A 9,321-nucleotide genomic window follows, 5' to 3' on the forward strand; every position below is an offset into this window, starting at 1 on the left:
GGAGGGGCTGTCGCGGGAGGACACGGGTGTCATCGGGCGGCGTGCTCGAAATCGGACAGGAAGAGGCCGCCGCGGGCGCGTCCGAGTCGCGCCGTCAGGACGCGGCGCTGCTGGCCCGGCTGCGCCGAGGTGAGCCGGACGCCTTCGAGCTGCTGGTGCGCACCCATCAGGACCGGCTCTACGATTTCTGCGTCCGCATGGTGGGAGACCGTGAGGAAGCTCACGACCTGGTGCAGGAAATCTTCGTCAGCGTGCACCAGAACGTCCGCCGCTTCCGCGAGGACTCGAAGCTGTCCACCTGGCTGTTCCGCATCACCCGCAACCACTGCATCAACCGGCTCAAGTACCTGAAGCGCCGGGGCCGGGGCCGCTCCGAAGTGTTCGACGAGGCCGCGGCCCTGCTCTCCGAAGGTGGGGGCACCGCGCCCGGCCCGGATGCGGCCCTGGAATCCGCGCGTGAGCGCGCCCGGGTGCAGTGGGCCATCTCCCAACTGGAGCCGGACGCGCGCATGCTGGTGGCGCTGCGCGACATCGAAGGCCTCAGCTACGACGAAATCATCGACATCACCGAGCTTCCGGAGGGCACGGTGAAGAGCCGGCTTCACCGGGCCCGGGAAAAGCTGGCGGACCTCCTGGGGCGGCTTGAGCCATGAACGGCATTCATCGCAGACTGCGGGACGTGGAACCGCGGATGAACCATCGCGAGGCGAGGGCCCTGTTCCTCGCGCTCGCCGACGACGAGCTTCCCGCCCCCAAGGCGCAGGAGGTTCGCACCCACCTGGACGGCTGCGATGACTGCCGCCAGGGCTGGCAGCGCTATTCCAGCACGGTGCAGCGGCTCCAGCGCGTGGACCGTGAGAAGGCCCCACCCGCGCTCGCCTCCCTGGTGATGAACCGTGTGCGCCGCAAGCGCCGCTTCGGCCTGCGGGGCCTCCACACCCTGCACATGAACCACCGGCTCCCGGTGGAGGTCCTCATCCCGCTGCTGCTGGCGGCCGCGGTGGCCGCCTTCCTGGTGATGGTCGCTCCCTAAGCGGCCATCCGCTGTGTTGCGTTGCTTCCCGGGGGAGGCTTGGCTACGGTGCCGCGCCTTTGGGAAAGCGCGTCATGGCCGAGACCGAAAACAAGAGCGAGAAGAGTGCGGGCGAGGGCGACCTCGGGACGAAGGAACAGGAAATCTACGACCAGCGGCTGGAGAAGGCCGCGAAGTGGCGCGAGGCCGGCTTCAATCCGTACGGCAACGGCTACCGTCCCCAGCACCAGGCCGCCGAAATCCACGAGAAGCACGCCGCTCAGTCCGCCGAGGAAATCGAGCAGGCCGCGCCTCCGCCCTATGACGTCGCCGGCCGCGTCGTGGCCATGCGCTCCTTCGGCAAGGCCGCCTTCATCAAGCTGCGCGACCGCTCGGGGGAAATCCAGGTCCACATGAAGAAGGACGCCTTGGGGGACTCGTATGAGACCTTCAAGCTCTGTGACTTGGGCGACTTCCTGGCCGCCACCGGTCCGGTGTTCCGTTCGAAGACGGGCGAGCTGACGCTCTCCGCCACGAAGTTCACCCCGCTCACCAAGTCCCTGCGCCCCCTGCCGGAGAAGTGGCACGGCCTGACGGACGTGGAGATCCGCTACCGTCAGCGGTACCTGGACCTCGTGTCCAACCCGGACGTGAAGCAGACCTTCCTCCGGCGCAACAGGCTCATCCGCTTCATCCGCGACTTCCTCGACACGCGTGACTTCGTCGAAGTCGAAACGCCGATGATGCACCCGCTCGTGTCCGGCGCGGCGGCGCGGCCCTTCAGCACGCATCACAACGCGCTCGACATCGACCTGTACATGCGCATCGCCCCGGAGCTGTATCTCAAGCGCCTGGTGGTGGGCGGCCTGGAGCGCGTCTACGAAATCAACCGCAACTTCCGCAACGAAGGCATCAGCACCCGGCACAACCCCGAGTTCACGATGCTGGAGTTCTATCAGGCGTACGCCACGTACGAGGACCTGATGGACCTCTCCGAGGAGATGATCTCGGAGGCCGCCAAGGCCGTCACCGGCGACACGAAGGTGAAGTACGGCGACCACGTGCTCGACTTCGGCAAGGGCTGGAAGCGCATCTCCATGACGGAGGCCATCCGCGAGGTGGTGAGCGGCCTGTCGGACAAGGACATGGTGGACGCGGACCGGCTGCGCCACGAGCTGCTCAAGACGAGCCACTCGGAGGCCGAGCGGCGGGCCATCGATACGATGAATCATGGAGAGCTGGTGGGTGCGCTCTTCGAGCACCACGTCGAGCACACGCTCATCCATCCCACCTTCATCACCCATTTCCCCACCGCCGTCTCGCCGCTGGCCCGGCGCAATGACCAGAACCCGGACGTGACGGACCGCTTCGAGCTGTACGTGGCGGGCCGCGAAATCGCGAACGCCTTCTCCGAGCTGAACGACCCGTTGGACCAGAAGGGCCGCTTCCAGGCACAGCTGGACGCGAAGCAGCGGGGCCAGCAGGAGACCATGGACTACGACGAGGACTACATCCGGGCCCTCGAGCACGGCATGCCGCCCACCGCCGGTGAAGGCATCGGGATTGATCGGCTCGCCATGCTGTTCACGGATTCGCAGAGCATCCGGGACGTCATCCTGTTTCCCCTCCTCAAGCCACTGGCGAAGTAGCCAGGAGGCCGCGTGCACTCCGCCGAACGGCAGACCGTCCATCGCTGGACCTTCATCTGGATTGGGGCGCTGGTCGCCCTGGTGGGCTTCAGCCTGCTCGGGGTGGCGCTCACGTCCTCTCAAGCCTGGCTGGAGACCAGCTCCTCCCTGGGGCTGTCCCTGCTGGGGTGGGGTGGGCTGGTCCAGGCCCTCAACGCGCTGCTGCTCGTGTCCGAGCAGCCCTTCGCGCCGGTGCCCAACACGGGCCTCCTCGTCGCGGGCTCCGTCGTCTGGCTCGCGGGGTGGGCGCTCATCGCCGCAGGCATCCGCCGCGCGCCGGAGCCCACCGAAGGGCCCAGCCCGGCCGCGGGCGCCACGCTGTACCCGCGCCTGGCGCGCTACCGGGACTTCTACTGGAGCACCCTGGGCGCCTACGGCGGCGGCATGCTGCTGGCGGAGGTGGTCCTCGTCCTCCTGCAGACGGTGCTGTCCAGCGGCGTGTCCGCCACGGAGCTGGGCTCGGCGGGGAAGGGCGCCAGCGGCGGCTTGTCGCTGCCGCCGACCGGGGCCTTCGCCATCGCGCTGCTCGCGGGCGGCATGGTGGCCTTCATCTCTGGCTTCATCGGCGCGTCGCGCGCGCAGCGGCTGTCGCTGCCCGAGGCCACCATCGGCGTGTTGTACCTGGGCCTGCCCATCCCCATCGTCCTCACGTTGATGGAGCGGCTGCCCGGGCTGCAGCTCGCGCTGGGCTACCGGCTGCGCGAGGTGACGTACGTCGCGGGGCTGATTGGCCGCCCGGAGCTGGGGTACTGGCTCGTCTTCACCTTCCTGGTGCTGGCGCTGGTGCTGGGCATCAACACCGGCTTCATCGCCGCCGGCAGCGGCCGGGTGGACCTGAAGCTGGGGTTCGAGCTCTTCGTCGCGCGCCGGCACGTGGCGGTGTTCCGGCCGTCGCTGCTGCTGGGGACGCTGGCGGTGCTGATGCTCGGCATCATCCCCCCGCTGCTCATCTACTTCATCATCCGCTCGGCGGAAGCGGCCGTGGAGCGCACCCGCATCCGCGAGCTGGGTCTGAAGGACCCGTTGGCGGCCGCCTCCGACCTCAACCGCCTCAAGCTTCGGGAGCAGTCGCCCACCATGATGATGACCGCCCTGTCCGTGGGCGGCGTGGGCGTGGGCGTGATGGCGCTCATCATCGTGTTGTCGGTGATGAGCGGCTTCGAGGCCGACCTTCAGCAGAAGATCCTGGGCACCAACGCGCACGCGGTGGTGTCCAAGTACGCGGGCGACCTGCCCGAGTACGCCAAGGTCATGGAGTCCGTCCGCAAGGTGCCCGGCGTCGTGGGACAGACGCCCTTCATCATCAACCAGGTGATGATTGCGTCCGAGGGCAACGTGGACGGCGTCATCATCAAGGGCATCGACCCGGGCACGGTGGGCGAGGTGACGGACCTGCCCAAGAACATCCTCGGTGGCGGCTCGCTCGACATCCTCTATACGCCGGAGAAGATCGTCCACCGTGGACTGCCGGACGAGGAGCCCGCGGAGGAGAGCGGGGTCGAGGAGGACGACATCATCCGCCGCTCCGGGACGCCCAAGAAGGCGCCGGTGCTGCCGGGCATCGTCATTGGCCGTGAGCTGGCGGCGTCGCTGCGCGTGGTGGTGGGAGACCGGGTGAACGTCGTCTCCCCGCTGGGCACCGAGCTGGGGCCGTCCGGCCCAATCCCGAAGAGCCGCGCCTTCCGCGTGGCGGCCATCTTCTACTCGGGCATGTACGAGTACGACTCCAAGTTCGTCTACATCCTCCTCAAGGAGGCCCAGGACTTCTTCGACGTGAAGGGGGCCACGGGCATCGAGCTGAAGGTGGCGGACATCGACGATGCGCGGCGCATCGCCTCGCAGGTGGTGAAGGTGCTGGGCGGCTATCCCTACCGGGCACGCGACTGGGGAGAGATGAACAAGAACCTCTTCTCCGCGCTGCGCCTGGAGAAGCTGGTGATGGGCATCATCCTCTCCATCATCATCATCGTGGCCGCGGGCCTCATCGTCGCCACCGTCATCATGCTGGTGCTGGAGAAGCGGAAGGAGATTTCCGTCCTCAAGGCGCTGGGTGTCCCCGATGGCGGCATCGTGAAGATATTCCTCGCGGAGGGCCTGCAGATTGGCGTCGCGGGCGGCTTCCTCGGTCTGATTTCCGGCCTGTCCTGGTGCGTCTTCATCGAGAAGGTCGGCATCAAGCTGGACCCGGACGTCTATTACATCCCGGCGGTGCCGGTGCGCGTCGAGCCGGTGCAGACCGTGCTGGCCGTCGTCATCGCGGTGCTCGTCACCTACCTCGCCTCCATCTACCCGGCCCTCAAGGCCAGCAGTGTGGAGCCGGTGGAAGGCCTCAAGGCGGAGTAGCCATGGCGCTCTTGTCCATCCGCAACGTCTTCAAGAGCTACTTCCTGCACGGCAAGCGCATCGACATCCTTCGAGGCGTGTCGCTGGACATCCAGCGGGGAGAGCTCGTCTCGCTGGTGGGCGCGTCCGGCGCGGGGAAGAGCACCTTCCTGCACGTCCTGGGCACCCTGGATGCCCCGGCCGCCGGCGAGGTGATGTTCGAGGGCCGCGCGGTGTTCTCCATGAACGATGCGGAGATCGCCGAGTTCCGGAACCAGACCATCGGCTTCGTCTTCCAGAGCCACTTCCTCTTGCCGGAGTTCACCGCCCTGGAGAACGTCGCCATGCCCGCCCTCATCCGGCGACAGGACCGCACCGCCGCCTACGCCTACGCCCGTGAACTGCTGGAGCGGGTGGGACTGGGACACCGCGTGGACCACCGTCCAGGGGAACTGTCGGGTGGTGAGGCCCAGCGCGTGGCCCTGGCGCGCGCCCTGGTGCTCAAGCCCGCGGTGTTGCTGGCGGACGAGCCCACCGGCAACCTCGACCCGGCGACGGGCGAGGGCATCCACCAGCTCCTGCGGGAGGTCAACCGCGAGCAAGGCATCACCGCCGTGGTCGTCACCCACAACGAGACGCTTGCCCGCTCCATGCCCCGCCGCCTCCGGTTGGCCGGGGGCGAGGTGTCGGAGGCGTGATGTCCTGGCAATTTTGCATTGAGGCCCTGCTGGGCCTTCCCGTAGATTGCCCCGCCTTTTCCTGGCCGGTCTCCCCTTGAGGCACCCCGTTCTGTCGCGCAAGTCACTGCTCCCGCTGCTGGCGGTCGCCATGTGGTCCCTCGTGCCCGGCTCCGTGCTGGCACAAGAGGATGAGGGCGCTGCCGTGCCCGAGGTGACCGCTCCCGCTGCTCCTGCCGACGTGGCCTCCGGGCCCGCGCTCCCCGATGACGCCCCGGTGTCGCCGGAGGATGCCCGCCGGGTGGTGGAGGTCCGCGTCGAAGGCAACCGGCGCGTCGAGGCCGAAGCCATCCGCCGCGCCCTCCGCACCCGTGTGGGCGACGAGCTGAGCCCCACGCGCACCGCCCAGGACCTCCGGGCGGTGTGGGCGCTGGGCTACTTCCAGGACGTGGAGCTGCTCGTCCAGCGGCTGGCCCGCGGCGTCGCCTACGTGGTGCGCGTGGAGGAGCGCCCCACCGTCCGGCTCGTCCAACTCGTAGGCAACGAGGAGCTGAGCAAGGACGACCTGAAGGAGGAGATTGACGTCAAGCCCTCCACCATCCTGGACATGGAGCTGGTGCGCTCCAGCGTGCAGAAGATCCAGGCGAAGTACGTGGAGAAGGGCTACTTCCTCGCCGAGGTCAGCCACCAGCTCAAGCCCGTCGAGGGCGGCGCCAACGTGGATGTGGTGTTCAACATCAACGAGCGCGCCAAGGTGATGGTGAAGCAGATCACCATCCTCGGGGCGGAGAAGCTGTCCGCCGCGGAGCTGAAGGAGACGATGATCACCCGCGAGGGCGGGTTCCTCTCCTTCTTCACCGGTGAGGGCACCTACCGCGAGGAGGCCTTCCAGCGTGACCTGGCCGTCATCCAGATCGCCTACTACGACAAGGGCTTCATCAACGTCCGGGTGGACAAGCCCACCGTCCAGCTCTCCGCGGACAAGCGCTTCATCTTCATCACCCTCCGCGTGACGGAGGGCGAGCCGTACGACATCGGGAAGATCGACTTCTCCGGGGACCTGCTCGACGACGTCTCCAAGGAGAAGATGGCGTCGATGATGAAGTCCGCCACCGGCGGGCGCTTCAACCGCTCGCAGCTGTCGCAGGACATCCTCTCCGTCTCGGACGTCTACTACGACCGCGGCTACGCCTACGCGAACATCAACCCCATCACCAGCGTCAACGCGGACAGCCGCACGGTGGACCTGACCTTCGACGTGCAGAAGGGGCCCCAGGTCACCATCGAACGCATCGACGTGGTGGGCAACAGCAAGACGCGTGACAAGGTCATCCGCCGCGAGCTGCGCGTCTACGAAGGGGAGCTCTACAGCGGCACCGGCGTGCGCCGCAGCCGCGAGCGCGTCACCGCGCTGGGCTTCTTTGAGACAGTGGAGATCACCCAGCGCCCCGGCTCGGCGGACGACACCATCGTCCTCCAGGTGGAGGTGAAGGAGAAGGCGACCGGTACGTTCCAGGTCGGCCTGGGCTTCTCCAACGTGGAGAACTTCATCTTCACGGCGCAGATCGCCCAGAACAACTTCCTGGGCTGGGGGCAGAGCGTCTCCGCGTCCGCGCAGATCTCCGGTCTGCGCTCCCTGGTGCAGCTGTCCTTCTACGACCCGTACTTCCTGGACACGCGCTACCTGCTGTCGGCGGAGTTCTTCCGCATCCAGGCGGACTACGAAGGCTTCATCCGCAATTCGACCGGTGGCACGGTGTCCATCGGCTACCAGTTCATCGACGACCTGCTGGGCACCATTGGCTACTCGCGCGAGTGGGTCAACGTGGAGGCCGGGCAGAACCTGGGCGCGGTGCTGCTGGCCAACCAGTTCCTGTCCGGAACGACCAGCGCGGCCCGCCTGTCGCTGTCGTTCGACCGGCGCGACAACCGCCTGTTCCCGTCGCGTGGCTTCATCCACTACGGCTCGGTGGAGCTCGCCCCGGACTTCCTGGGCGGTACGTTCCTCTACAACCGGTACACGGCCTACTCGCGGCTGTACTTCCCCATGCCGCTGGGCTTCGTCTTCAAGACGAACGCCACCATTGGCTACATCCAGCAGCTGGACCAGAACAAGCCGCTGCCCATCTCCGAGCTCTACTACGTGGGCGGCATCAACAGCGTCCGCGGGTACTTCCTGCGCAGCATCAGCCCGTCCGTGAAGGTTCCCCGCTCCGGCAGTCCGGACGCGACCGTCACGGATTTCCGGGTGGGCGGCAACAAGCAGCTCGTCTTCAACTTCGAGCTGGAGTTCCCCATCTTCGAGAAGGCCGGCCTGCGCGGCGTCATCTTCTACGACGCGGGTAACGCCTTCGCGGCGAATGAGCGCTTCTTCGAGGACCGTCAGGACCGGCTGCCGGCCGGTCTCTTCCATGCCGCCGGCTTTGGATTCCGCTGGTTCTCGCCCATTGGCCCCCTGCGCTTCGAGTGGGGCATCCCGCTCACCAAGCGGCCGGAGGACGACAACATCCTGTTCGAGTTCACTATCGGCAACTTCTTCTGATAAGCCCTTGGCCCGTCGTCCGGCGTCCGCGCCCACGGGCGGAGGGAATTGAAGATGCCCGATAGGCGTACGTCGGAGCTTGTACCCTTCCTGAGGAGTTGCTGAACATGTCGCTTCGCACCACCATCGCGGCCACGGCCGCCGCTCTGTCGCTCGCCCTCCCGGTGGCCGCCTCGGCCGCCGACCTGAAGGTCGCCTACGTGGACCTCCAGAAAGTCATGCTGGAGGTGGATGACGGAAAGGCCGCCAAGTCCCGTCTCCAGAAGTGGCTCGACGACCGCCAGAAGGAAATCGACAAGGAGCAGAACGCGCTCCGCGCCGAGAAGGAGACGCTCGACAAGCAGGCCAGCGCCATGAGCGCGGAGATCAAGGCCCAGAAGGAGGCCGAGCTCCAGCGCAAGGTGATGCTGCTCGCCCAGAAGTGGGAGAAGAGCCGCGCCGAGGCCGCCAACAAGGAGCAGCAGGAGATGAAGCCGATCATCGACAAGATCGACTCCATCATCAACACCATCGCCGAGCGCGATGACCTGGGCTTCGTCCTCGAGCGCCGCGACTCCGGCATCGTCTACGCCCGCTCGCAGCACGACATCTCCAACGAAGTCATCCGGGCGTACAACAGCTCGAAGAAGACGGCGGCGAAGGACGCCCCGACGAAGAAGTAGCCGTCACTCCCAACTCGTGCAGACCGCTCCCATGCCCCGCCAGCTCGGGGAACTCGCCGCCCACGTGGGTGGAGAGTTCCTCGGTGACCCCTCACAGCTCATTCACGGACTCAACGGGCTTGAAGAAGCCGGCCCGGGAGACGTGTCTTTCTACGGAAACCCGCGCTACCGGCGCCAGTTCGAGGCCACCCGTGCCTCGGCGGTGCTGGTGGGCGCCGACGTGTCCCCCCGCGAGGGCGTGGCGCTGGTTCGGGTGGCCAACCCACATCTGGCGTACGCGAAGCTGCTGCGCCTGTTCCACGCGCCCGAGCGTCCCGCCGCGGGCGTGAGGCCCGGCGCCTGGGTCCATCCCGAGGCCACCATCCATCCGGAGGCCGTGCTGCTGCCCGGCGCGTCGGTGGACCGGGGTGGGCGGGTG

The 9,321-nt window shown here is 67.2% G+C and carries 8 protein-coding genes; all 8 read left to right on the forward strand.

All coding sequences use genetic code 11. The features are described from left to right. The first annotated feature begins 26 nt into the window (after nucleotides 1-26). The gene (locus tag HNV26_RS08360) at nucleotides 27-653 is read left to right on the forward strand and encodes an RNA polymerase sigma factor (protein ID WP_171440857.1); all 627 of its coding nucleotides are present in this window, start codon (nucleotides 27-29) and stop codon (nucleotides 651-653) included. A 38-nt stretch (nucleotides 654-691) separates the two neighbouring features. After that, nucleotides 692-1,033: an anti-sigma factor family protein gene (locus HNV26_RS08365; protein ID WP_140864398.1), complete on the forward strand. Its 342-nt coding sequence runs from the start codon at nucleotides 692-694 to the stop codon at nucleotides 1,031-1,033. A gap of 74 nt (nucleotides 1,034-1,107) precedes the next feature. Beyond that, nucleotides 1,108-2,661: a lysine--tRNA ligase gene (gene lysS / locus HNV26_RS08370; RefSeq protein ID WP_171440855.1), complete on the forward strand. Its 1,554-nt coding sequence runs from the start codon at nucleotides 1,108-1,110 to the stop codon at nucleotides 2,659-2,661. 12 nt (nucleotides 2,662-2,673) lie between these two features. Then, the gene (locus HNV26_RS08375) at nucleotides 2,674-5,043 is read left to right on the forward strand and encodes an FtsX-like permease family protein (RefSeq protein WP_171440854.1); all 2,370 of its coding nucleotides are present in this window, start codon (nucleotides 2,674-2,676) and stop codon (nucleotides 5,041-5,043) included. 2 nt (nucleotides 5,044-5,045) lie between these two features. After that, nucleotides 5,046-5,720: an ABC transporter ATP-binding protein gene (locus HNV26_RS08380; RefSeq protein ID WP_090495491.1), complete on the forward strand. Its 675-nt coding sequence runs from the start codon at nucleotides 5,046-5,048 to the stop codon at nucleotides 5,718-5,720. Between the two features lie 130 nt (nucleotides 5,721-5,850). Beyond that, nucleotides 5,851-8,241, forward strand: a complete 2,391-nt coding sequence (gene bamA / locus HNV26_RS08385) for an outer membrane protein assembly factor BamA (RefSeq protein WP_253816354.1) — start codon at nucleotides 5,851-5,853, stop codon at nucleotides 8,239-8,241. A gap of 107 nt (nucleotides 8,242-8,348) precedes the next feature. Continuing rightward, the gene (locus tag HNV26_RS08390) at nucleotides 8,349-8,903 is read left to right on the forward strand and encodes an OmpH/Skp family outer membrane protein (protein ID WP_140864390.1); all 555 of its coding nucleotides are present in this window, start codon (nucleotides 8,349-8,351) and stop codon (nucleotides 8,901-8,903) included. Between the two features lie 16 nt (nucleotides 8,904-8,919). Further along, a partial coding sequence (locus HNV26_RS08395; protein WP_436410034.1) for an LpxD N-terminal domain-containing protein occupies nucleotides 8,920-9,321 on the forward strand: 402 nt, incomplete at its 3' end.

This window comes from Myxococcus xanthus (assembly GCF_013116825.1).
Lineage (GTDB): Bacteria > Myxococcota > Myxococcia > Myxococcales > Myxococcaceae > Myxococcus > Myxococcus xanthus_B.

Excerpts from the sequence above, each read along its gene's own strand:
- HNV26_RS08365 (WP_140864398.1), top strand. The coding sequence starts at position 692 with ATGAACCATCGCGAGGCGAGGGCCCTGTTCCTCGCGCTCGCCGACGAC.
- lysS (WP_171440855.1), top strand. The coding sequence starts at position 1,108 with ATGGCCGAGACCGAAAACAAGAGCGAGAAGAGTGCGGGCGAGGGCGAC.
- HNV26_RS08380 (WP_090495491.1), top strand. The coding sequence starts at position 5,046 with ATGGCGCTCTTGTCCATCCGCAACGTCTTCAAGAGCTACTTCCTGCAC.
- bamA (WP_253816354.1), top strand. The coding sequence starts at position 5,851 with ATGTGGTCCCTCGTGCCCGGCTCCGTGCTGGCACAAGAGGATGAGGGC.
- HNV26_RS08390 (WP_140864390.1), top strand. The coding sequence starts at position 8,349 with ATGTCGCTTCGCACCACCATCGCGGCCACGGCCGCCGCTCTGTCGCTC.